Source organism: Pseudoalteromonas sp. 2CM28B (assembly GCF_023161935.1).
Window position 1 is genome coordinate 72,204 of the sequence record NZ_JALNTH010000016.1, and the last position, 20,425, is coordinate 92,628.

The following is a 20,425-nucleotide window of genomic DNA, read 5'->3' on the forward strand; positions in this document are numbered from 1 at the left end:
TCAAGGAGTTTTTTGTGAATAAAACACCCGGTTTTTACACAGTTATAGCCGCAATTTGCCTAAGTATAGGCTTAATTTTATTAGGCTTTATTATTAAAAGTGCCGCAGTAGATGTAAAAAGCATGGAACGTAGTGTGCAGGTTAAAGGGTTAGCAGAGCGTGAAGTTAGCGCCGATACGGTAATTTGGCCGCTGCAATACAGTGATGCAGACAACGACTTAGAAAAACTGGTTAGTCGAGTTGAGCAAAAAAACGATGCTGTTATTGCATTTTTAAAGCTACATGGCTTTGATGATGACGAAATAAGCACGGGTAGCCAGTCGATTATTGATAAGCAAGCCCGTGAATACGCTAACGATAATCAAAAGTTTCGTTACTTGGTACGCGCTAATATTATTGTGTATTCGAACGCGCCCGACAAAGTACAAAATGCGCTGAGTAAAGTGAGTCAATTAGCTAAACAGGGCATTGCCATTGTGCAAAATAGCTACGAAACCAAAGTTGAGTATTTATTTACCGGCCTTAACGATATAAAACCAGCCATGGTGCAAGAGGCTACAGAAAAAGCCCGTGAAGTTGCCAACAAATTTGCTAAAGATTCGAACTCAACGCTTGGTAAAATAAAATCCGCTCGCCAAGGGCAATTTAGCATTAGCAATCGCGATTCAAACACGCCACATATCAAAAAGGTGAGGGTGGTCACCAGTGTTGAATATTACTTAAGTGACTAAATTGCTCTAACTAAGTGGGCAATTTGTGCGGTTGAGCGCTGTAGGTAAGCAGCGCTAAGTAAAATGCTGGTTTCGTTTATATCAGCGCCTTTTAATATATTTGCCAGTTGCTGTTTAGCGGTTGGATTTTGTTTTTGCTCTATTTCCATAAGCGCTAATAATGCTGAAAATTCATGCTTTATTGGTGTGCTAGGTTTATCAGCATAGGCGATATAACAGGCAACAGGGGTGAGGCCGCGAGCATTTGTTTGTGCAAGGGCTTTTACTAAATTATCGTTAGATTCAAATAGCATTAATGAGCGCACATAGTTAAACGCCAGCTTTTGAGCATTGGCGTGTTTAAATACATTGTGCAGTACATTATTTCCTTGGCTGTCTTGTGCTAAAAAACCGTTATTTTCTTTTAATGCAGGTGTAAAAAACGTTAATGCATCAGTCGTTGTTAATTGGTTTATAAAAGGTGCTGGTGGGGTGTTGGTTGTTAAAATACGTGTTGCCACATTTTGCATAAAGTCGTATTTAATACTCATCCGCAAAGCACTTTCGTAAAGGTGGTTTAGCTGTAATGTTTGCTGAGCAGGGCTTAACTGTTTAAAGTCGTTATCGAGCTCGTCTAGCTGATGCTTAGCAATGCGCGCATTAAGTAATTGTATGCTTAAATCCATTCTTAACTTTACCTCTGAGCGTTTTTATTACTATAAAACAAAAAAGGCCGCATCAGCGACCTTTTTCTATTTATAACCAAGTATTAAGCTTTTTTACTTGCTACCCACTCGTTTACAAAGTTCTCTAGTACGTTAAGTGGTACAGGGCCATTTTTAAGTATAACGTCGTGGAACTGGCGAATATCAAACTTATCGCCTAGTTGCTTTTTAGCCTCTTCACGCAGCTCTAAAATTTTAAGCATACCCACTTTATAAGCTGTCGCTTGCGATGGCATTACAATGTGACGCTCAACCATTTTAACACCGTCAGATGTGGCATTAGGCGTGTTATTTACGTAGTAATCAATACCCTCTTGGCGAGTCCACTTCATTGCGTGAATCCCGGTATCAACCACTAGGCGACATGCGCGCCATAATTCCATCGAAAGGCGACCAAAGTCTGAGTATGGGTCTGAGTAAAGGCCCATTTCTTTAGGAATGTACTCTGAGTATAAGCCCCAACCTTCAATGTAAGCGGTGTAGCCACCAAACTTACGAAACTTAGGCACACCTTCAAGCTCTTGTGAGATAGCAATTTGCATGTGGTGACCCGGAATACCTTCATGGTACGCTAATGCTTCCATTTGGTACGTTGGCATTGCTTCCATGTCGTAAAGGTTTGCGTAGTAAATACCAGGGCGTGAGCCATCTGGCGCAGGTTGTTGGTAAAATGCTTTACCTGCTGCTTTTTCGCGGAATGCTTCAACGGCTTTAACTTTAAGATCAGCCTTTGGCTTAACAATAAATAACTCATCTAGGCGAGTTTTCATGGTGTTGATTAGGCCAGTGGCTTCATCTAAATAACGCTGTTTACCTTGCTCGTCATTGGCATAATAAAATTGTTTATCCGTTTTCATAAACTGCATAAACGCTTTTAAATCACCTTTAAAGCCTACTTTGTCTTTAATTTCACGCATTTCATCATGAATACGTTTTACTTCAGCAAGGCCAATGGCATGAATTTCTTTAGCGGTTAAGTCAGTTGTTGTGGTGCGCTTAAGTGCGTTATTGTAAAACGCTTCGCCGTCAGGCAGTTTCCATGCGCCATCGCGGTTATCTGCACGTTTTTCTAGCTGTGCTAAGTAATTAATTAACTTAGAGTAAGAAGGCTTAACGGCTGATTTTAATGCATCAGTTGCATCGCTAATTAAGGCATCTTTTTCATCTTGGCTAATTTCAAGAGCGCTTACTTTACGTTTAAAGTCGGCTAATAGTGTTGAGTCTTCACCTTTTTCAAACGGCGCACCATGAATGATGTTTTTGCTCGAATCTATAACATGTGGGAACACAAATTTAGGCGCAATAATGCCTTTATCAGCACGGGTTTCTAAATCAGTAATTAGCTGTTCAAATACAGTAGGTACACCGTTTAAACGCGCAATATAATCTTTAGCTTCTTTAACATTACTAATTGAATGTTGGTTAATTAAAAACGCAGGCACCATAGAGTGAGTACCAAACATTTGGTTAACCGGGTAGTTATGGTAACGCCATTTAAAATCAGCAATCGAGCTTTCTAGGTCTTGTTTTTTTAAGTCGTAACTTACTTTAGTGGCATCATCAAGCAGGTCGCGGTTGATAGCATTTAAAGTAACTAAGTCTTCTTTTGCTTGCGCAAGGTCTTTTAGTTTTTGCTCTTCGCTGCCGTCATCCCATTTATCGTAATCTTTTTTAATACCCATGTAAGTTTGATAAACCGGGCTGCTCATTACATCGCGGTTAAAGGTATCTTCAAAAAACGCATTCGCTTTGTCGATTTCGCTTTGCACAGGTTGCGCTTGCACTGCAGGCGCCGGGGTTGTTTGTTGTGGTGCCTGCTGGCAGCCGGCTAAAATAGCAACGCTCACGGCTGCTGCAATAAAGGTAAGTTTACGCATTGTTTTCCCTTTGTTGTTAGAAACCCATTAGGGGGTATTATATTTATTTGCTTGTATTTTATGTTTATCGCGCGTGGTTAAAACCACTACACGAACAATTCTAGCAGGTCATTTAAAAAACGATGCCCTTTGAGGCTAACTTGCCAGTGGCCGTTTTCTTGTATTAACAAACCTGCATTTATTGCTTTAGTTAACGCTGCTTGTTGGTTTTGCAATGGCTGATTAGTCAGCGCACTGTAATCATCAATAGGGCAAGGCTCGACTAAGCGAAAGCGATTCATAAAAAATTCAAAGGCTAAATCGTCTTGCTCTACTTGCCAGCTTTTATACAAGTACGGCTTAAGCATATCCATGTAACCGCGCGGATGCTTAATTTTTTCAGTACGGGTAATAATGCCGGTTTTTGCATCAGTCACCTTACCATGAGCGCCACAGCCAATACCGAGATAATCGCCAAAACGCCAATAATTCAAGTTATGTTGGCATTGAAAGCCTGGCTTTGCATAGCCCGATATTTCGTATTGTATGTAACCGGCTTGAGCAAGTAGTGCTTGACCTTGCTCTTGAATATCCCATAGGGTTTCATCTTGTGGCAAAGTTGGCGGCTTGGATGCAAATTGTGTATTAGGCTCAATAGTGAGCTGATACCAGGAAATATGTGGCGGGTTTAAAGCAATTATTTTTTTTAAATCGCTCAGCGCATCGTCAAGGCTTTGCCCCGGTAAGCCATGCATTAAATCGAGGTTAAAGCTATTTAACCCGGCTTGCTTAGCTTGCTCTGCAGCGTAGTGCGCTTCATCGGCACCATGAATACGGCCAAGTGCTTTTAACTTGTCGTTTTGCATGCTTTGCACGCCAATAGAAATACGGTTAATACCCGCTTTGACGTACTCTTTAAAGCGCCCGGTTTCTACGGTACCAGGATTTGCCTCAAGGGTTATTTCGCAGTTGTCGCTTAGGCCAATTAGGTTATCGACTTCGTTTAATAAGCGGGTATATGCATCGCCAGTTAATAAGCTTGGTGTACCGCCGCCAATAAAAATACTGTGAATTTTACGCCCTTGCACCAAGTGCAAATCGGCTTTTAAGTCGTCAATTAAATGCTGAACATACTCAGCTTCAGGAATGTCGCCTTTTTGCCCATGGCTATTAAAATCGCAATAGGGGCATTTTTGCACGCACCAAGGTACGTGCACATATAAGCTCAGTGGTGGAAGGTTCACAGGCCGCCTTTGCTTTTAAGCTCTAGTAATAACTTTTTAAGTGCTTGGCCGCGATGACTCACCGCATTTTTTTGCTCTTTGGTGAGCTCGGCGCTGGTACAGTTTTGCTCTGCTACAAAAAATACTGGGTCGTAACCAAAGCCGCCTTCGCCATTTTGGGTTTGTGTAATTTCGCCTTCCCAGCTTGCGCTGCAAATAAGTGGGGTAGGGTCATCGGCGTGGCGCATTAATACCAGCACACACCAAAAGCGGGCTTTACGATTTGGGTTATCGGCTAATTCGTTAAGTAGTTTATCTATGTTGTCTTGATCGCTGGCGCTTTCACCGGCAAACCGAGCTGAGTACACGCCCGGTGCACCATTTAAGCCATCTACCTCTAAGCCTGAGTCATCTGCAATGGCTGGCATGCCGGTAATTTTAGCAGCATGGCGGGCTTTAATTATCGCGTTCTCTACAAAGGTGGTGCCGGTTTCGGCCACATCGTCTACGTTAAAATCGCTTTGCGGAAGCACATTTATATTAAGCGGGCTAAGCATATTGGCCAGCTCGTTAACTTTGCCAGGGTTGCCTGTGGCAAGCACTAATGTTTTGGTCATGTTTTTAATCTACGTAAAATTTTTGCTGAAACGTGAGTTTTTGAGACTGACTACCTTGCTGGATGTTTATCTCAAAACGTAAAATCTCTTCGTTGGTGTAGTCTACTTGCGCAAGGTAATAAATTGATTCACCTTCTTTTACTTCTTTAAAAGTAAGGGCTTGCTTATTGCCGAGTAGGTTTTTTGCGGTGCCGCTGAGCTGAGCGGTTTGCGCGGTTTTATCGCTATTGTTTTTCAGAACTGAAATATTAACAATGCCTTTATAACCACTACGCTCAAGGCCATATGTTTTAGCTATTTGCGGCTGAATAAAGGTAGATGGAAAAGCAATGTAATGCACTTGCCAAGGGCCCAGCTCTTTGTATTGTGCGCCTTGCATGTCTTCACTGTGGGCATTAAAAGCAAAGGCTAAAAAACTAATAAAGCAAAACTTAATTAAACGGTTCATTATGATGTCCTATATAAAAAAGAGGCCAAAGGGCCTCTTTTGCTTATAACAAAAAATTTAGGCTAAAAAGTCCATTAGCAGCATTTGTAAAAACTGAATACCAATAATTAGTACAAGCACCGATAAATCTAAGCCACCCATTGGTGGAATAATTTTACGAAGTGGCTTGAGCATTGGCTCAGTAAGCTGATGGAAAACCGCTTCTATTGGGTTATAACCTTGACTTACCCAGCTTAAAATAGCGCGAATAATCAATACCCAAAATACAAGGTTTAAGCCTTCTTTAAGTACGGTAATAAGTGCTTGTATAAACACAGGTTGCGCAGCCCATGCGCCGTATATCACCAGCATTAAAGTACTAATTTTGGCAACGGCTACAATAAATGCCAGCAATAGAGAGGCTAAATCAAGCCCACCTAGTCCAGGTATAATTTTACGTAATGGGTTAACTGCAAACGAGGTTGCTTTAACCACAAATTGGCTCATTGGGTTGTAAAAGTCGGCTTTTGCCCACTGTAGCCAAAAACGCAGTAGTACCACCATTAAAAACAAATCAAACAGGGTACTGATCAAAAATTGCATGGCATTCATAGTGTAACCTTCAATAAAAAGTAATTTTAAAGTTCTTTTTCCATTTGCATTGCACGCGCAATACACGCATCCATTGCATCGCTAACTGTTTGCACTAGGCCTTCGCCTTTTAAATGCTCAACCGCAGCATGGGTGGTGCCGCCTTTAGAAGTTACATTAGCGCGTAATTGCGAAATGCTTATCTCTGGTTGGCTCAATGCCATTTCGGCTGCACCTAGCGCAGTTTGCTGCACTAAGCGGCGCGCATCTTCATCGTTAAAGCCAAGTGCTTTCGCTTTTTCTTCAATGGCTTCCATAAATAAGAAAAAGTAAGCGGGCGATGAACCTGTCACAGCAATGACATCGTTAATTTGCGACTCTTGCTCTACCCAAACAACAATACCTGTGCACTCAAATACTTGTTGTACAAAGTCGTGCTCTTCGGCTGTTTCATCTGCGCCAAATAAACCCGATACACCACGCCCTAGTAGCGATGGCGTGTTTGGCATACAACGAACCATTTTAACGTTTTGGCCAAGCATTTCGCGTAAACGCTTAACGGTTAAGCCAGCCGCTACCGAAATAAACAGTTTATCACTAAAGTCGATCCCCGATTCTTGGAACGATTTACATAAATCGCCCATCATTTGTGGTTTAACAGACAATACAATGACATCAGCATCGCGTAAGGCTTCGTTATTGTCGCTGGTGGTTTTCACCTTGAAATCGTCTGCTACCTTGGCAAGCTTTTCTTGGTTGCGGTTTGTAGCAATGATGTTGTTTGCATTAAAACCGTTTTTTACCATGCCACCAATAATGGCGTAGCTCATGTTACCTGTGCCTATAAATGCGATTGTTTTATCTGACATATGTCTGTTATCACCTTTTAAGTTCGAGTTCCAAAAATATCTGTGCCGATCCTCACCATGGTTGAACCTGCGCTAATGGCGGCTTCAACATCATTGCTCATCCCCATCGACAACGTATCTATATGAGGATATTGGGCCTTTAGTTTATCAAAGCAAGTTTGTAATTGCTCAAAAGATTGACTTTGCTCACTCGGATCGTCGCTTTTAGCCGGAATAGCCATTAAACCACGCAAAGTGAGTTGCTCACATTGATCAATAAACTCAGCTAGTTCGGGTATTTGCTCTACGCTGCAGCCCGATTTAGCCTCCTCGGCGCTTATATTTACTTGAATAAGCACATTTAAAGGCGCTAGGTTTTCTGGACGTTGACTGTTTAAACGCTTAGCTATTTTTATTCTATCTACGCTTTGTACCCAATCAAAATGTGCAGCAACAAGGGCGCTTTTATTTGATTGAATAGGGCCAATGAAATGCCAAATGATGTCGCTAAATGTGTGTAGTTGAGCTATTTTATCTACAGCCTCTTGAACATAAGACTCACCAAATTGGCGCTGGCCATGCTCGTAGGCAGCAATAATATCGTCGCTTGGTTTTGTCTTTGATACTGCTAGCAGCGTAATAGCGTCGCTACTACGTTTAGCATTTTTAGCCGCGTTGGCAATTCTAGCGTAGGCGGATGTGAGTCGTTCTGCTATTGTAACCATATATTTATCAGTTAGTTGTGGAGTCATAAATGGATATTACCGAATTATTAGCGTTTAGTGTGCAACACAAAGCATCTGATTTACACTTATCGTCAGGTGTTTCACCTATGATACGCGTAGATGGTGATGTTCGCCGCATTAATATACCTGCACTTGCAGACAAAGATGTAAACAGCCTTGTTTACGACATTATGAACGATAATCAGCGCAAGGACTACGAACAAAATCTAGAAGTGGATTTTTCGTTTGAAGTGCCTAACCTTGCTCGATTTCGTGTTAACGCATTTAACTCAAACCGCGGCCCTGCAGCGGTGTTTCGTACCATCCCTAGCGATGTACTGACGCTTGAGGATTTAGGTGCGCCAGATATTTTTAAAACAATATCAGATAACCCGCGTGGTTTAGTATTGGTTACCGGCCCAACTGGTTCGGGTAAATCAACAACGCTTGCGGCTATGGTCGATTATATAAATCAAACAAAACATCACCATATCCTCACCATTGAAGATCCTATCGAATTTGTACACGATAATAAACTCAGTCTTATTAACCAACGTGAAGTACACCGAGATACGCACAGCTTCTCTAATGCACTGCGCAGCGCGCTGCGTGAAGACCCGGATGTAATACTCGTTGGTGAGCTACGTGACTTAGAAACCATTCGCCTTGCGATGACCGCCGCAGAAACCGGCCACTTAGTGTTTGGTACGCTACATACCACCTCGGCACCAAAAACGATTGACCGTATTATTGATGTATTCCCAGGTGAAGAAAAAGATATGGTGCGCTCAATGCTTTCTGAATCACTGCGCGCCGTTATTTCGCAAACACTGCTTAAAAAAATTGGCGGTGGACGCGTGGCCGCGCACGAAATTATGATTGGTGTACCGGCGATTCGTAACTTAATTCGTGAAGATAAAATTGCACAAATGTATTCATCTATTCAAACGGGTGCATCACACGGCATGCAAACCATGGATCAATGTTTAAATAATTTAGTTAATCACGGCATTGTGACAACCGCAGCCGCAAAAGAAAAAGCCCAAGATAAAACCCAGTTTGGTGGCTAAGGACATATTATGAATTTATCTTTAAATCACTTTTTACACATAATGATTGATAAAAAAGGCTCGGATTTATTTGTCTCTAGCCAATTACCAGTCAGTGCAAAAATTAATGGTGAGCTTATCGCTCTTAGCGACGATAAGTTAAGTGATGAGCAATCGCTTGCGCTTGTAGAGTCAGCGATGAGCGATAAACAAAAAAACGAGTTTCATACCACTAAAGAGTGTAACTTTGCGATAGCCACAGACGAAGGGCGTTTTCGTATATCGGCTTTTTGGCAGCGCGATAGAGCGGGTATGGTTATTCGCCGCATTGTAACGCAAATACCTGATGTAAGTGATTTAGGGCTGCCCTCTACACTCACCGATGTAATTATGTCAAAGCGCGGGTTAGTGCTGTTTGTTGGTGGTACTGGCACGGGTAAATCAACTTCACTGGCTGCCTTAATTGGCTACAGAAACCGCAACCAGCGCGGCCATATACTCACCATTGAAGATCCGATTGAGTTTGTGCACGAGCACCGCAAAAGTATTATTACTCAGCGCGAAGTAGGGCTTGATACTGACAGCTTTGAGTCGGCACTTAAAAGCTCTTTACGCCAAGCTCCCGATGTTATTTTAATTGGTGAAATACGCTCGCAAGAAACCATGGAATACGCACTGAGCTTTGCCGAAACGGGTCACTTATGTGTGGCTACATTGCATGCTAATAATGCCAACCAAGCCATTGACCGTATTATGCACTTAGTGCCTAAAGAAAAACACGACAAGCTTAAGTACGACTTAGCGCTAAATTTACGCGCCATTGTTGCCCAGCAACTTATTCCCACTTCTGATGGGGAAGGGCGTGTAGCCGCGATTGAAATATTATTAAACTCACCCATGGTGGCAGAGCTAATTAAAAATGGGGATATTGGTGGCATAAAAGAAGCCATGTCTAAGTCTAAAGAAATGGGTATGCAAACCTTTGACCAAGCCTTATTTGAGCTATACAAACAGCAGCGTATTAATTACGCCGATGCACTACATCATGCTGATTCGCCAAACGATTTACGCTTAATGATTAAGCTGCGCAATAACGAGCAACAAGGTGCAGGATTTTTACAAGGTGTAACCATAGATGGACTAGATGATAAAAACAGCAATTAACACCGTATTTTATCCATAAAAAAAGCGCCGCTGGGCGCTTTTTTTATGGATAAAATTACTTATAACGTTTTATACCACTGCGGTGTTTTTCTACCTTTAAAATAGATTACGTAATTAAAGGAGTCTGCATTACTTATTCACCATAACTGGCTTCAAAAAAACTCTCTAAAATAATCACTGCCGACATATTATCGACATTTCCTTTCCCTAAATTTTTATAGCCACCGTGCTCAAATAAACGCGCTTTAGCATCGGCGGTTGTGAGTCGCTCATCTTGTGTTTGCACCGGTATGCCGTAATGATTGTGCAAGCGGTTAGCAAACTTTTTAGCCTTAAAGGTTACCTCTTGCGAAGTACCATCCATATTAAGGGGTAACCCGACAACCATTAAGTCGGGTTGCCACTCTTTAACTTGAACCGCAATATGATCCCAATTAGGAATACCATCTTGGGCTTTTACCGCTTTTAGGCTAGACGCACTGCCTGTTAGTTCTTGTCCTATGGCAATACCAATGCTTTTGGTGCCAAAGTCAAAGCCCATTACGGTGCGCTGGCCTTGCGGCTTAAGGTTTTTTTTCGTCATTATCGTTCTTTAAGCGTGTCCAGCTTCGCTGCAAAGTTGGCTAACATCAAAGCCTAGCATTGAAACTGCTTTTTCCCAGCGTTTTTCTACCGGCGTATCAAAAATGATCTTCGGATCGGCTTTAATGATCAACCAACTGTTATCTAAAAGCTCTTTCTCAAGTTGTCCTTGCTCCCAGCCCGAATAACCAAGCGTAATAATAAATTGCTCAGGTGCGTGGGCGGTGGTCAGGTTGGCAAGTACGTCTTTTGATGTGGTGATCATTATATCACTGCTAAGCTTTTGGCTTGCAGAGTAGCCTGGCTGAGGTGAATGAAGTACAAAACCTCGGTCGGTTTTAACCGGACCACCTGCAAACACAGAGACTTGCGCGGCTTGTTGGGTTTTGTCGTTGTCTATTTCTATTTTATCTAAAAGCTCACCAACGGTCACATCAATAGGCTGGTTGATCACCAATCCCATAGCCCCATCTTCATTGTGCTCACAAATATAGGTAACGGCACGTTTAAAAAAAGGGTCTTGCATCGACGGCATAGCGATTAAAAAATGATTTTCTAATGATTGCATAGATTTCACCCTTTTAGTTTATGAATACTTATTGAACTTTGAGTATGGCATAGATATATACGTAGCGTATAAAAAGTCCATTAATTGTATGAAATACTTAAATTAATGGACTTTTAAATGGTGTTTATTTAGCGAGCTTACGCTCAATTGCGTCAAACAAAATACCGGTAATAGATATATCGTAAGCGGCTTCAATTTCACGTACGCAGGTTGGTGCTGTTACGTTAATTTCGGTGAGCTTGTCGCCAATAATATCTAACCCTACAAACACTAACCCTTTTTCTTTAAGCGTAGGGGCAACTGCTTGAGCTATTTTAAGGTCTGACTCGCTAAGGGGGCGGGCTTCACCACGGCCACCTGCAGCTAAGTTACCGCGGGTTTCACCATTTTGTGGAATACGCGCTAAACAATACGGAATAACTTCACCATCAACAACCAATACGCGTTTATCACCTTGTTTGATCTCTGGAATGTAATTTTGCACCATGGCAAAGCGACTACCATGCTCAGTTAAGGTTTCGCAAATAACGCCAATGTTTGCATCATCTTCTTTAATACGAAAAATAGATGCGCCGCCCATGCCATCAAGTGGTTTTAAAATAATGTCTTTATGCTCAGCTAAAAACGCGCGTATTTGAGCTTGGCTGCGTGTTACTAGCGTATCTGGCGTATGCTCGCTAAACCACGCTGTAAATAGCTTTTCGTTAGCATCGCGCAGGCTTTGTGGTTTATTAATAATTAACGTACCTTCTTGCTCTGCACGCTCTAAGATATAAGTTGCGTAGATGTACTCCGTATCGAACGGTGGATCTTTTCGCATTAAAATAACGTCTAGGTCGGCAAGCGCGATTGTGGTTTTTTCTTCAAGTTCGTACCACTTTTCGGTGTTGTTAAATACCTGCGCTTTTGCTGCGGTTGCATACGATTTACCTTGGCGAAGCGATAAGTCATCCATCTCCATGTAGTAAATTTCGTAGCCACGTTTTTGCGCTTGCATCATCATTGCAAAACCGGTGTCTTTTTTGATGTTAAATCCACTAATAGGATCAGAAATAATACCTAACTTTATCGCCATGCGCTGTGCCTTAATCTAATTATAATGACTACTAGAGTGTTAATAGTTTTAATATGAGGGTGCCATTGAGCTATTTCAATTAGCTAAATCGCCAAATTGTAATTGTAATGCACTTAAGACCGTTAAAGCGGCCGTTTCTGTTCGTAAAACGCGCGGCCCTAAGCGAATATCAACAAAGTGCTGATCTTTAGTTTGCAGCATTTCTTCATCGGTAAAGCCGCCTTCAGGGCCTACTAAAAAGCGTACACCAGCGCTTGGAACGGTTATTGTTTTAATGCTGTGCTCGGCACGAGGGTGCAAAGTGAGCTTAATGGCGTCTGTTTGTTGTTCAAGCCATTGCTTTAAATCAACCGGTGTGTGAACAACTGGCACAAAGTTACGCCCCGATTGTTCGGCGGCTGAAATTGCAATTTTTTGCCATTGTTGGTGTTTTTTTTCTAACCGGTCGCCACTGAGTTTAACGCCACAGCGCTGACTAAAAATAGGGGTGATTTCGCTAATGCCAAGCTCAACAGATTTTTGGATGGTAAAGTCCATTTTGTCGCCACGCGATACGCATTGCCCTAAATGAATTTTAAGCGGCGATTCGACATCATGCTCATCAAAACGTTGTGGCATAACAACAACTGATTTTTTAGTTACCTCAATAATTTCACTGAAGTATTCACCGCCTTCGCCATTAAAAATAGACACATGTTCGCCTACTTTCATGCGCAATACGCGGCCAATATGGCCCGCTGCATCGTCGTTTAAAGAAACCGGGGTGTTTAAGGCAATACTCGATGCCTGATAAATATGAGGTACTCGCATGGGGGTCACTTATTTTATAGCGTAAAGGTGTATAGCGCTATGGTAAGTAAGCAGGGCGTTGTACGCAATTATTTATTTTTGTTTAAGTGACTTGGCAAGTGCGATTAAATCTTTAGGTGTTTCGGCAATATCGGTATCGCACGATAAGTGATTTTTAAAGCCTTCGTCAGTAATACGATTAAATGTATAGCCGTTGTCGTCAAAGCTAACTACGTAGCGTTTTTCATGCAGGGAGTTATATATAAAGCGTTGTTTGTCGTCGGCAAGTAGATAGTCGGTATTATTAAATAGCACGCCCTGAATATCGTGGTGCTCGTGCAGGTAAGTGGCTAGTTCAGATACGCTAATTTCGTTTTCTAGGTCGCAATAGCAATAGTCTTTAATGAGTTCGTCAAACATCATTTTTACCAGCTTACGGGTGTTACTGCCTGCAACTATTAAGGTGCTGGGTGTATTGGGTGCCGCGTGCTTAAAATAATACTCGGCAAATGTACGACTAAATTCGTTATCTATATCAATTAACAAATAGTTAGTTACTTCAAATGACATAGGGCCCCGTTGCTTTATGCAAATGTGTTATGCCAGTTAACTAAATACGGGACGCTTGGCGACTTATTTAATAGCGTGGCGTTAAAGTGAAAACATGCTAATAAGTAAATAGCCTATAGCACAAAAAACAGCAAACTCAATGCATGCTATGCCTATATTGTCCTGATGGTCGACCTCTAAAGCGGCATCAATATTGGGTAATGAAATTGCTTTTATTACAAAACTTAAACAATATAATAACACCCACATTACACCGCAATGCATTACCAGTGTAAATATATTTTCGACCATTTTTCCATTTTGAAAGGCCGCACTAGATAATCCTGCATACACGGCTAGGGCTAAACCTATTGATTTTCCTGCGTATCTAATGCCAATAGAGGTGTTTTCAAGGTTAAAGTTACTTTGCAGTGACGCACCTTGGTTTGCTTTAGCGAAGCGGTATTCACGGATTTTGCTATCTAGCGCAAACATCCCTTGTAGCGTAAAAAAGCTAACAAAAGCAATAAGTAAGTTACTAAACCCTTGTGCATGAGTCCAGGTATACAAGCCAAGTGCAATAATACAGTTGGCTAATAACATACCAGAATCAACCAATGCAGCGCATACATTTTGCTTTAATATAGCAGCTTCTTCATTAAATCTATGTAATATCCACTTTCTATGAATTAAATGTCCGGCTTTTATAAATGTAAATAATAGAACAATTAAAATAACCACTTTTAATGGATTATGTTGTGCCGTACTCATACTTATTTCATCAAATAAAAACGCCATAGTGGCAATAACCACGGTAATTTCTGAGGCGAAACTAATCCCCATTGCAAAATTATCATGCTGCGCTAGTTCGTCTTTAAGTGCCTGTTTTGCTTTTATTTGAGCGACAATTCTAAGACTAAAAATAGTAATGCATATAACCGCAAAACTAATGGCAATCGCAACTAAACTAGTGTTAGATAATGATAAATATGACATGCTGATCCTAAGTAGAGATAACCTTTCTTGGTTTTAGTTATTCTAGTATGGTTAGCGCATATATAAAAGAGAGGATTGATGAGTAACAAAATGCAACTTCCTATTCAATTACAAAAACTTGGCTCAACACGCTTTGCACAGCTGTATCCGCAGCAACCTATACAAGAAGAAGTTGTAAAATTATGTGCTTTGAGCGACTTTGCTTTTCGCAGTTTAGAGTCGCAACCTCAATTAAAAGACTGGTTAATAAACCCCGATGAGCAATTTAGCCGAGATGTCCCCGCGCCATTCGACGGCCTTGACTTGCAGCAGGTAGATGAAAACCAGTGCAATAAGATTTTAAGACAGTACCGAGAAAAATACTGGTTAAAAGTAGCGTACCTCGATTTGTGTTGCGATAACCCAATCAGTGACAGTATAAAATACATAAGCCTATTAGCTGATATGCTAATTAATAGCGCAAATAGATGGGCCCATGCGCAAACGGCAAAAACAGCAGGGGAGCCATCAGATGAGCAAGGTAACTCTTTGCCTTTAATGGTTTTAGGCATGGGTAAATTGGGCGGCCACGAGCTTAATTATTCATCAGATATAGATTTGATTTTTGCTTATCCGCGCAATGTACTGACCCAAGGTGGGCGTAAACGTATTGAAGCCCAAGTGTTTTACACCAAAGTAGCACAAAAACTGATTAATGCACTTAATCAAGTAACCGGTGATGGCCAAGTATTTAGGGTTGATATGCGCTTGCGCCCATTTGGTGAAAGTGGGCCTTTAGTGATGAGCTTTCACGCCATAGAAGATTACTACCAAGAGCAAGGGCGCGATTGGGAACGTTACGCCATGCTAAAAGGGCGGCTAATTGGCACACCCAATCAATATTGGGATGAATTTATACAGCTTTTAAAGCCCTTTGTTTATCGTCGATATATTGATTTTTCGGTGATTGAATCGCTCAGAAAAATGAAGCTTATGATAGCCCAAGAGGTTCGCCGAAAACGCCTGACCAACAATATAAAACTAGGTGCTGGTGGCATTCGCGAGGTTGAATTTATTGTACAAGCTTTGCAAATGGTCCGTGGTGGGCGAGAGGCTAACTTACAAACCCAATCGTTACTGTACGCCTTAGAGCAGTTAACGTTAAACCAAGCGATGGATGAGCAAGAAGCGAATGAGCTAAAGCGTAACTACTTACACTTGCGTAAAGTAGAGCAATACTTGCAAATGTTTGACGATCAACAAACACAAACTCTGCCCGATGATGAGCTTAATCAAGAGCGCTTAAATTACTTACTCGAGTCTGAAAGCTTTGACCATACCATGAGCGAGATTGAGCAGGTGATGGCTAAAATTCACGATGAATTTTTATTGGTGATAGGGGAGGAAACTGTTCCCCTTGATACCTGCGAAGGTGCGTTTATAAGTGCTTGGGATCATGGTGATGTTAGCTTTTTAAACGATATAAAAGATCAGTGGCAAGTGCCACTTCATGATTTTAAACAACGTTTGAGTAAGGTAAATATAGGTAATCGTGGGCGAGATATTCTCGACAAACTAATGCCTTTATTGCTCAAACAGCTCAGTGACTTTAATGCCAGTGGTGAGACATTTACCTTGGTATGCCAAATTTTAAATAAAATTGTATCGCGTACTGCTTACCTTGAATTGCTTTACGAAAACCAAGGTGCGCTAAAGCAGCTTGTTTTATTATGTTGCCATAGTAAATGGATAGGGGAGCATATTTCCCGTTATCCTATTTTGCTTGATGAGCTAATAGACCCTGCTGCCCTTTACAAACCTACGCCGTTGAGCGCCTATAAAGATGAAATACGGCAATATTTTTTACGTATAGAACACGACGACCTAGAGCTACAAATGGAAGCGCTTAGGCAGTTTAAGCAAACACATCAATTACGTATTGCGGCTGCCGATGCAACTGGTGTGATTGATGTTATGAAAGTAAGCGATCACTTAACGGCTCTTGCCGAGGCTGTGGTAGACCAAGCCGTTAATATAGCGTGGTATAACACGGTTAAGCGCTTTGGCATGCCACCAAATACAGATGATGAGCATAAAGGCTTTGCCGTTATTGCGTACGGTAAAACGGGCGGCTTTGAAGTAGGCTACGACTCTGACCTAGACCTTGTGTTTGTGCATAATCACGACGGTAATAGCAGTACCAATGGCGATAAATCGATTACCTCACGACAGTTTTATTTAAAACTTGCACAGCGCTTAATGCATTTATTTAATACCCGTACCGCCTCGGGCATATTGTATGAGCTTGATACACGCCTGCGCCCTGAAGGCGCCTCTGGTTTATTGGCTATTAACTTAGAGAGCTTTAATCATTATCAGCAAACTCAAGCATGGACTTGGGAGCACCAAGCGCTTGTGCGCGCCCGCGTTATATTAGGCCAAGATGAGCTAAGAGCGCGTTTTGCACAAATTCGTAAACAGATATTATGTGCCCCACGGGATGTAGATACACTCACACAGGATGTGCTTAAAATGCGCGAAAAAATGCGCACGCACTTAGCTAAGGGAAACTCTGAGCAATTTGATTTAAAACAAGATGTAGGCGCCATGACCGACATTGAATTTATAACTCAATACCTAGTGCTCAAAAACGCAAATCAGTTTAGCCAGCTAACGGTGTTTTCCGATAATGTAAGAATACTCACAGACGCTGCCGCGATTGGTTGTATCACTAAAACCCAAAAGCAGCAGTTAATTCAGGCGTATATTGATTATCGCTCACGTTACCACGTTTTAAGCCTAAATCAGCAAGGTCGCTTGGTGTCGCGTAAGGAGTATCAAACCGATATAGAAAGTGTAACGGCATGCTGGAATGCAATATTTGAACTAGAAACATAAACACTAAAAACCCAAGCACAGGCTTGGGTTTTTATTATGTATGGGGTTTATTTACGCTGCTAAGTATTAAGCTTTAAACAATTGCTGCGCACAAATTCAGAGGGCAGCTCAGTGATCACCGCTGCGCGCTGTTTGTGGCAAAGGTAGGTATACACTTCGTATTCAAAGTCATCATTAATTGCGCGGCCAACTTGATAAAGCGCTGAGGTAAAACTGCTATCAACCCTAAAATGATCTTTTACAACGTAGTCTTTACTCAAATACCAATATAATTGAATACCTTCGCTTTTTGCGTATTGGTTAAGTACGTCTTTTAACGTTGAGCCGTTTTCAAAGCGTCTTGGTGAACTTGTTCCTGTCCAGCTAGCAGGCATAGGGTCAACGGCTCTGCCGCGCTCTGCTAAAACACGATCAAGTGTTTGCTCTGGCTTTTTAAGTTGTAGTACAAACTTATCGCGCTCCTTATCGGATTTAACTTGGTTACGGATAGACGAATAAAAGCGTGAAAGCCCCTCGGCGGCTGCGTTTTTACTCTCTTTTATGTCAAACAATGGACCCGTACCAACTAACACATAGGTAGCTAGTAAGATTAATGCAACTGCTAGTATTAAATGCTTAACCCAAAACCACATAACTCATGCTCATTTATTATCATTATTTATTTATACCACTACTTTTTATAAAAAGAAGGGGTATTTTTATCAGGGCGTGTTTTAAAACGGCGGTGCAGCCACATGTATTGCTCAGGCGCAGCGTTAATTGATTGCTCAACGCGCTGATTTACACGTGTTACATCTGCTTTATCATCGCCGCTTGGGAAATTTTCTAGCTCAGGTACAATTTCTAAATGGTATTTACCGTGCTCATCACGACGACTAATTAGGCTCATGGTTTCGCAGTGTTTACTTGCTGCAAAAAGTAATGTACCTGTGGTTGTGGCTGTATCTGGCACTGCGTAAAAAGGCACAAATTCACAGCGGTTACGGCCGTAGTCTTGGTCGGGTAGGTAATAACACACCTTTTTATTTTTTAGTGACTTTAACAAGCCTTTTACGTCTTTTCGTCCAATTAAATACTCGTTAGAACGAAGGCGGCCATTGGTTGTAAAGTATTCCATGAGTGCATTGTTGTGTGGGCGGTAAAATCCCAGCCCTTGGCATTTGGTGCCCATAACACGACTCGCCATTTCTAAATGCAAAATATGCGGCACCAATAGCAATACGCCTTTACCTTGAGCCTGCACGCGCTCAAAGTGCTCTAATCCTTTAATAGAGCCATACGCTTTTTTAACGCGCCACTGCGGCCACCACCAAGCCATGCCAGTTTCAACCATGGCAATACCGGTGTTTTCCATGTTTTTTAGCACAAGCTGTTGTTGCTCGGCTTCGCTCATATCAGGAAAACACAGCTTTATATTAACCTCGGCAATATGGCGACGACGTTTCATAAATTTATGTACTAAGCGCCCTAATAACTTACCTAAGCTAAGCTGAATTTTTTGTGGCAACCACGAAATCAAATACAAAAAGAAAACGCCAATCCAAGTTAGCCAATAACGAGGGCCTAAAAACGAGGCTTTAAAAGGAGATGAGGTGACCACAAAATACTCTCTAAAATAAAAACGCTAGTTTAACGCTTAGTGTTATAAAATACAAAAAGCCAGCAATGGCTGGCTTTAAACGTTACTTTTTAACTTATTAGGCTTTTTTTAAGCCTTGGTTAATACCCAGTAAATCGGCACTTGTTAGTGTACCTGCAGCTTGCTTTAAGCGAAGCGTAGATAACACGTAACGATAGCGTACATCAGCTAGGTTACGTTTTGCATCATACAAGTTTTGCGTGCTTACAAGCACATCAACAATAGTACGCGTGCCTACTTCAAAGCCAGCTTCTGTTGCTTTAAGCGCACTTTGGGCTGATACCACAGCTTGCTCTAGAGCTTTGTAAGTCGCGATGTCTGATACAACCTGGTTGTATGAGGTAATAACGGTACGCGTTACTGCGCGGTAATTTGTTTCGTAATCTTGGCTGGCTGAAACATAAAACGCACGGGCTTGTTTAGTTGCAGCTACGGTTGCGCCGCCTGTGTACAGAGGAACACTTAAATTAACGGCAACCGATGTTGAGTCGGCACGTGGTTGGTCGTTAAAGCTTAAACCATTTATATTTTGGTCAGTTAAAGAATCACCGTAGCTGGCATCAAGTGTTAGCTTTGGGTAGTGGCCAGCTTTAGCAAGCGTGATCTGATCTTTAGCAATATCAACCGTGACTTTAGCCACTTGTAAGCTGATATTATTGTTCTCAGCTACTTTTACAAAGTCAGTCGATTTTTTAACCGGTTTTACTGTTGAAAATGTTTCGGTGTTTAAAAAATCAAGTTTTGCGTGGTACTTACCGGTTATTTCACGCAGTTGCTCGCGTGCGGTTTCAACGGCATTACTGGCAATAATTTCTTGTGCTACTGAGTTATCGTATTGTGCTTGCGCTTCGTGAACATCTGTAATTGCTGTAAGGCCAACTGCGTAGCGCTGTTTGGTTTGCTCTAACTGGCGTTCAATGGCACGCTTTTCGGCTTGCACAAATTCAAGGTTATCAATGGCGCTTAATACGTTAAAATAGCCTTCAGCAACGCGCACAATTAAGTTTTGTTTTGCGTTATCGTATTGCGCATTGGCTTGCAGCGCTTGTTTTTCGGCAATATCGAGTGTATTCCATGCGCCTAAGTCGAATAAGGTTTGGCTTAAACTAACACCACGCGTGAATTGGTCGGTATCGCTGTTTATTTTAACTTGGTCAGCTAAATTACCGACGCTTTGAAAAGAGGTAGAATCGCTTTTTTCATAGCCCATGCTTACGCCAATTTGCGGCAGTAATGCACTCATTGCTAAATCGCTCTCGTAAGATTGCGCATCTGCTTGGGCTTTTGCTTTTAAAACAGTGGGATCGTTAGCAGTAGCAATTTCAAAAACTTGCATTAAATCTTCAGCACTTGCTGTGGTTGTGCCTAATGCGCACGACAAACTAACGAGCGCTGCAAGGATGTTCTTTTTCATG

The 20,425-nt window shown here is 41.7% G+C and carries 21 protein-coding genes; 4 read left to right on the forward strand and 17 right to left on the reverse strand.

What is annotated here, in order from left to right:
* Positions 1–14: 14 nt before the first annotated feature.
* Positions 15–731 carry an SIMPL domain-containing protein gene (locus MTN96_RS19715; protein WP_004586831.1) on the forward strand — a complete coding sequence of 239 codons (717 nt, stop codon included), beginning with the start codon at positions 15–17 and terminating at the stop codon, positions 729–731.
* Here MTN96_RS19715 and MTN96_RS19720 read toward each other — a convergent pair.
* The 8 genes from MTN96_RS19720 to MTN96_RS19755 all read right to left on the reverse strand — a co-directional run bounded on the left by MTN96_RS19720 (position 728) and on the right by MTN96_RS19755 (position 7,749).
* On the reverse strand, positions 728–1,396 hold the full coding sequence (locus MTN96_RS19720; protein ID WP_004586832.1) for a hypothetical protein: 669 nt from the start codon (positions 1,394–1,396) through the stop codon (positions 728–730). The two genes, MTN96_RS19715 and MTN96_RS19720, sit on opposite strands and share 4 nt — an antisense overlap.
* A gap of 83 nt (positions 1,397–1,479) precedes the next feature.
* A complete protein-coding gene (locus tag MTN96_RS19725; protein WP_248532579.1) occupies positions 1,480–3,312 on the reverse strand; it encodes a DUF885 family protein in 1,833 nt (610 codons plus the stop codon).
* Positions 3,313–3,398: 86 nt separating this feature from the next.
* Entirely contained in the window at positions 3,399–4,535 is a 1,137-nt protein-coding gene (gene hemW / locus MTN96_RS19730; protein WP_248532580.1) for a radical SAM family heme chaperone HemW, read from the reverse strand.
* Positions 4,532–5,131 (reverse strand): XTP/dITP diphosphatase, encoded by a 600-nt coding sequence (locus MTN96_RS19735; protein WP_248532581.1) that lies wholly within the window; start codon positions 5,129–5,131, stop codon positions 4,532–4,534. Before MTN96_RS19735 ends, hemW begins: the two co-directional genes overlap by 4 nt.
* A gap of 4 nt (positions 5,132–5,135) precedes the next feature.
* Complete coding sequence (locus tag MTN96_RS19740; RefSeq protein ID WP_004586836.1) at positions 5,136–5,579, reverse strand: DUF4426 domain-containing protein; 444 nt, start codon at positions 5,577–5,579, stop codon at positions 5,136–5,138.
* A gap of 57 nt (positions 5,580–5,636) precedes the next feature.
* A complete protein-coding gene (locus MTN96_RS19745; protein WP_004586837.1) occupies positions 5,637–6,170 on the reverse strand; it encodes a YggT family protein in 534 nt (177 codons plus the stop codon).
* A 26-nt stretch (positions 6,171–6,196) separates the two neighbouring features.
* A complete protein-coding gene (proC, locus tag MTN96_RS19750) occupies positions 6,197–7,018 on the reverse strand; it encodes a pyrroline-5-carboxylate reductase (protein WP_004586838.1) in 822 nt (273 codons plus the stop codon).
* Positions 7,019–7,035: 17 nt separating this feature from the next.
* Positions 7,036–7,749 carry a YggS family pyridoxal phosphate-dependent enzyme gene (locus MTN96_RS19755; RefSeq protein WP_273588905.1) on the reverse strand — a complete coding sequence of 238 codons (714 nt, stop codon included), beginning with the start codon at positions 7,747–7,749 and terminating at the stop codon, positions 7,036–7,038.
* 2 nt (positions 7,750–7,751) lie between these two features.
* Between MTN96_RS19755 and MTN96_RS19760 the strand changes: the two genes are divergently transcribed.
* Entirely contained in the window at positions 7,752–8,792 is a 1,041-nt protein-coding gene (locus MTN96_RS19760) for a type IV pilus twitching motility protein PilT (protein WP_004586840.1), read from the forward strand.
* A gap of 9 nt (positions 8,793–8,801) precedes the next feature.
* Positions 8,802–9,935, forward strand: a complete 1,134-nt coding sequence (locus tag MTN96_RS19765; protein ID WP_064385708.1) for a PilT/PilU family type 4a pilus ATPase — start codon at positions 8,802–8,804, stop codon at positions 9,933–9,935.
* A gap of 133 nt (positions 9,936–10,068) precedes the next feature.
* On the opposite strand, the gene ruvX is transcribed toward MTN96_RS19765, so the two are convergent.
* The 6 genes from ruvX to MTN96_RS19795 form a co-directional block, all read right to left on the reverse strand.
* The gene (ruvX, locus tag MTN96_RS19770; RefSeq protein WP_004586842.1) at positions 10,069–10,518 is read right to left on the reverse strand and encodes a Holliday junction resolvase RuvX; all 450 of its coding nucleotides are present in this window, start codon (positions 10,516–10,518) and stop codon (positions 10,069–10,071) included.
* 9 nt (positions 10,519–10,527) lie between these two features.
* Positions 10,528–11,085, reverse strand: a complete 558-nt coding sequence (locus MTN96_RS19775) for a YqgE/AlgH family protein (protein ID WP_004586843.1) — start codon at positions 11,083–11,085, stop codon at positions 10,528–10,530.
* Between the two features lie 124 nt (positions 11,086–11,209).
* A complete protein-coding gene (gshB, locus tag MTN96_RS19780) occupies positions 11,210–12,160 on the reverse strand; it encodes a glutathione synthase (RefSeq protein ID WP_029772385.1) in 951 nt (316 codons plus the stop codon).
* A 75-nt stretch (positions 12,161–12,235) separates the two neighbouring features.
* Positions 12,236–12,970, reverse strand: coding sequence for a 16S rRNA (uracil(1498)-N(3))-methyltransferase (gene rsmE, locus MTN96_RS19785; RefSeq protein ID WP_024031543.1), 735 nt, complete (start codon positions 12,968–12,970; stop codon positions 12,236–12,238).
* Between the two features lie 72 nt (positions 12,971–13,042).
* Positions 13,043–13,519 (reverse strand): hypothetical protein, encoded by a 477-nt coding sequence (locus MTN96_RS19790; RefSeq protein WP_004586846.1) that lies wholly within the window; start codon positions 13,517–13,519, stop codon positions 13,043–13,045.
* A gap of 81 nt (positions 13,520–13,600) precedes the next feature.
* Positions 13,601–14,494 (reverse strand): hypothetical protein, encoded by an 894-nt coding sequence (locus tag MTN96_RS19795; RefSeq protein ID WP_024031545.1) that lies wholly within the window; start codon positions 14,492–14,494, stop codon positions 13,601–13,603.
* 78 nt (positions 14,495–14,572) lie between these two features.
* Between MTN96_RS19795 and glnE the strand changes: the two genes are divergently transcribed.
* Positions 14,573–17,371, forward strand: coding sequence for a bifunctional [glutamate--ammonia ligase]-adenylyl-L-tyrosine phosphorylase/[glutamate--ammonia-ligase] adenylyltransferase (gene glnE, locus MTN96_RS19800; RefSeq protein ID WP_248532582.1), 2,799 nt, complete (start codon positions 14,573–14,575; stop codon positions 17,369–17,371).
* A 59-nt stretch (positions 17,372–17,430) separates the two neighbouring features.
* Here glnE and MTN96_RS19805 read toward each other — a convergent pair whose 3' ends face one another.
* From MTN96_RS19805 to tolC, 3 genes are all read right to left on the reverse strand, one after another.
* Positions 17,431–18,003 (reverse strand): toxin co-regulated pilus biosynthesis Q family protein, encoded by a 573-nt coding sequence (locus MTN96_RS19805; protein ID WP_248532583.1) that lies wholly within the window; start codon positions 18,001–18,003, stop codon positions 17,431–17,433.
* Positions 18,004–18,041: 38 nt separating this feature from the next.
* Positions 18,042–18,971, reverse strand: a complete 930-nt coding sequence (gene lpxL, locus MTN96_RS19810) for an LpxL/LpxP family Kdo(2)-lipid IV(A) lauroyl/palmitoleoyl acyltransferase (protein WP_054983765.1) — start codon at positions 18,969–18,971, stop codon at positions 18,042–18,044.
* 97 nt (positions 18,972–19,068) lie between these two features.
* Positions 19,069–20,424, reverse strand: coding sequence for an outer membrane channel protein TolC (gene tolC, locus MTN96_RS19815; RefSeq protein ID WP_248532584.1), 1,356 nt, complete (start codon positions 20,422–20,424; stop codon positions 19,069–19,071).
* Between the last annotated feature and the right edge of the window lies 1 nt (position 20,425).

What these genes read in the sequence shown, in the direction of transcription:
- MTN96_RS19720 (WP_004586832.1), bottom strand. Translation starts at nt 1,396, where the DNA reads ATGGATTTAAGCATACAATTACTTAATGCGCGCATTGCTAAGCATCAG.
- MTN96_RS19725 (WP_248532579.1), bottom strand. Translation starts at nt 3,312, where the DNA reads ATGCGTAAACTTACCTTTATTGCAGCAGCCGTGAGCGTTGCTATTTTA.
- MTN96_RS19735 (WP_248532581.1), bottom strand. Translation starts at nt 5,131, where the DNA reads ATGACCAAAACATTAGTGCTTGCCACAGGCAACCCTGGCAAAGTTAAC.
- MTN96_RS19740 (WP_004586836.1), bottom strand. Translation starts at nt 5,579, where the DNA reads ATGAACCGTTTAATTAAGTTTTGCTTTATTAGTTTTTTAGCCTTTGCT.
- MTN96_RS19745 (WP_004586837.1), bottom strand. Translation starts at nt 6,170, where the DNA reads ATGAATGCCATGCAATTTTTGATCAGTACCCTGTTTGATTTGTTTTTA.
- proC (WP_004586838.1), bottom strand. Translation starts at nt 7,018, where the DNA reads ATGTCAGATAAAACAATCGCATTTATAGGCACAGGTAACATGAGCTAC.
- MTN96_RS19755 (WP_273588905.1), bottom strand. Translation starts at nt 7,749, where the DNA reads ATGACTCCACAACTAACTGATAAATATATGGTTACAATAGCAGAACGA.
- MTN96_RS19760 (WP_004586840.1), top strand. Translation starts at nt 7,752, where the DNA reads ATGGATATTACCGAATTATTAGCGTTTAGTGTGCAACACAAAGCATCT.
- MTN96_RS19765 (WP_064385708.1), top strand. Translation starts at nt 8,802, where the DNA reads ATGAATTTATCTTTAAATCACTTTTTACACATAATGATTGATAAAAAA.
- ruvX (WP_004586842.1), bottom strand. Translation starts at nt 10,518, where the DNA reads ATGACGAAAAAAAACCTTAAGCCGCAAGGCCAGCGCACCGTAATGGGC.
- MTN96_RS19775 (WP_004586843.1), bottom strand. Translation starts at nt 11,085, where the DNA reads ATGCAATCATTAGAAAATCATTTTTTAATCGCTATGCCGTCGATGCAA.
- gshB (WP_029772385.1), bottom strand. Translation starts at nt 12,160, where the DNA reads ATGGCGATAAAGTTAGGTATTATTTCTGATCCTATTAGTGGATTTAAC.
- rsmE (WP_024031543.1), bottom strand. Translation starts at nt 12,970, where the DNA reads ATGCGAGTACCTCATATTTATCAGGCATCGAGTATTGCCTTAAACACC.
- MTN96_RS19790 (WP_004586846.1), bottom strand. Translation starts at nt 13,519, where the DNA reads ATGTCATTTGAAGTAACTAACTATTTGTTAATTGATATAGATAACGAA.
- MTN96_RS19795 (WP_024031545.1), bottom strand. Translation starts at nt 14,494, where the DNA reads ATGTCATATTTATCATTATCTAACACTAGTTTAGTTGCGATTGCCATT.
- glnE (WP_248532582.1), top strand. Translation starts at nt 14,573, where the DNA reads ATGAGTAACAAAATGCAACTTCCTATTCAATTACAAAAACTTGGCTCA.
- MTN96_RS19805 (WP_248532583.1), bottom strand. Translation starts at nt 18,003, where the DNA reads ATGTGGTTTTGGGTTAAGCATTTAATACTAGCAGTTGCATTAATCTTA.
- tolC (WP_248532584.1), bottom strand. Translation starts at nt 20,424, where the DNA reads ATGAAAAAGAACATCCTTGCAGCGCTCGTTAGTTTGTCGTGCGCATTA.